At 65.9% G+C, this 1781-nt stretch carries 2 protein-coding genes and 2 pseudogenes; all 4 read right to left on the bottom strand.

What is annotated here, in order from left to right; genetic code table 11:
- Positions 1-171, bottom strand: a pseudogene (locus tag RMO97_RS10360) (sugar ABC transporter permease); the annotation flags it as partial.
- Positions 168-1094 carry an ABC transporter ATP-binding protein gene (locus RMO97_RS10355; RefSeq protein WP_310540868.1) on the bottom strand — a complete coding sequence of 309 codons (927 nt, stop codon included), beginning with the start codon at positions 1092-1094 and terminating at the stop codon, positions 168-170. The gene RMO97_RS10355 and the pseudogene RMO97_RS10360, both read right to left, overlap by 4 nt.
- 112 nt (positions 1095-1206) lie before the next feature.
- A complete protein-coding gene (locus RMO97_RS10350) occupies positions 1207-1593 on the bottom strand; it encodes an MmcQ/YjbR family DNA-binding protein (RefSeq protein ID WP_310540866.1) in 387 nt (128 codons plus the stop codon).
- Between the two features lie 38 nt (positions 1594-1631).
- Positions 1632-1781 (bottom strand): annotated as a pseudogene (locus RMO97_RS10345) (biotin synthase); the annotation flags it as partial.

Below are 1781 nucleotides of genomic sequence, written 5' to 3'. Positions count from 1 at the left end.
GGCGCCGTAGCTGATCCCGTCGATCTCCGTCATCCGCGAGCCGATCGCCGAGCCGAAGACGATGAAATAGAGCGAGGTGGTGATCACCGGCGAGGCGATGGACTGCAGCACCGTGCGCCAGGTGCGGGCCAGCTCGAAGTGATAGATGGCGCGGATCGCATGCAGGTTCATCGCGGGGTCCTCACCAGGCTGACGAAGATTTCCTCAAGGGAGCTCTGGCTGGTCTGGAGGTCCTTGAAGTCGATGCCGTGCTTGGCCAGCCGGCGCAGGAGCTCGGCGATGCCGGTCTCCTGGCTCTGGGTGTCGAAGGTGTAGACCAGCTCGGCCCCGTCGGCCGACAGCTCAAGCGGTTCGCCGGCCAGCTCCTTGGGCAGGGCGGTGAGCGGTTCCTGCAGGTGCAGGGTCAGCTGCTTCTTGCCGAGCTTCCGCATGAGGACGTCCTTGTCCTCCACCAGGATCAGCTGGCCTGCGCTGATCACTCCGATCCGGTCGGCCATCTCCTCGGCCTCCTCGATATAGTGGGTGGTGAGGATGATGGTGACGCCGCTGTCGCGCAGGCCCCGGACCATCTCCCACATGTCGCGGCGCAGCTCGACATCGACGCCCGCGGAGGGCTCGTCGAGGAACAGGATCTGCGGTTCGTGGGAGAGCGCCTTGGCGATCATCACCCGGCGCTTCATGCCCCCCGACAGGGCCATGATCTTCTCAGCCTTCTTGTCCCACAGAGAGAGCTGCCGAAGGATCTTCTCGATATAGGCGGGATTGGGCGGCTTGCCGAACAGGCCGCGGCTGAACTTCACCGTGTCCCCGACGCTCTCGAAGGCGTCGGTGGAAAGCTCCTGCGGCACCAGGCCGATCTTGCCACGGGCGGCGCGGTAGTCGGCGACGATGTCATGGCCGTCGGCCAGGACCTGACCCGAGCCCGGATTGACGATGCCGCAGATGATGCTGATCAACGTCGTCTTGCCGGCGCCGTTGGGGCCCAGCAGGGCGAAGATCTCGCCCTTGCGGATATCCAGGTCGATCGACTTCAGGGCCTGGAAGCCCCCGGCATAGGTCTTGGAGAGACCTCTCACGGATATGATCGGCTGCACGCGGGCTACGGTCCTTCAGAGGTCATCGCCAGATAGGGGCGGGCCAGGGGTCAAGCTAGTCCACAGGACGAAATGAGCGCCGTCCCGCCGACATCGGCCAGGGCGTAATCCGTCACGCGCCAGATTCTGTCAGCAGGCGGCCCAGCGCCTTGGGCGCCATGGCCACATAGCTCTGACGTAGCCAGCCCTTCAGGGTGTCGAGCTCCGCCAGGATGTCGTCCTCGGGGCCAAAGTGCGCGATCGCCCATTTGTTCTGATGGTACCAGGGCGATCCCTGGCGCACGAAGGACAGGTCCTGGACCATCTCGTAGGAGATCGGCAGCTTGAGGGTGATCGTCAGGGCGTCGTGCGCCTGCACCTTGTCCCCCAGCACCGCGAAGCCCTTGCCCCGCACCCGCAGGTAGCGGGTGTCGGCCCAGCCCGGCGCCAGGTCGGTCTCCGGCAGGCTGAGGGCGTAGGTGGTCAGTTCGGCTTCGGCCTGTTGGTGCGGCGTGGGCATGGCGGCGAGATTAGCACCGCCATGCCCGCGGAGAAGCCCTAGGCCGGGGCGCCCATTGTCATGGGGCGCAAGCCGAGATCGGCCATCAGGGCCGCGTCGGTGTCCTTGTCCGGGTTGGCGGTGGTCAGCAGCTTGCCGCCGATGAACATGGAATTGGCCCCGGCCAGGAAGCAGAGGGCCTGCAGCTC

It is taken from the genome of Phenylobacterium sp. (assembly GCF_031425575.1).
Taxonomy (GTDB): Bacteria; Pseudomonadota; Alphaproteobacteria; order Caulobacterales; family Caulobacteraceae; genus Phenylobacterium.
This window is presented reverse-complemented; position numbering and strand designations above follow the sequence as displayed.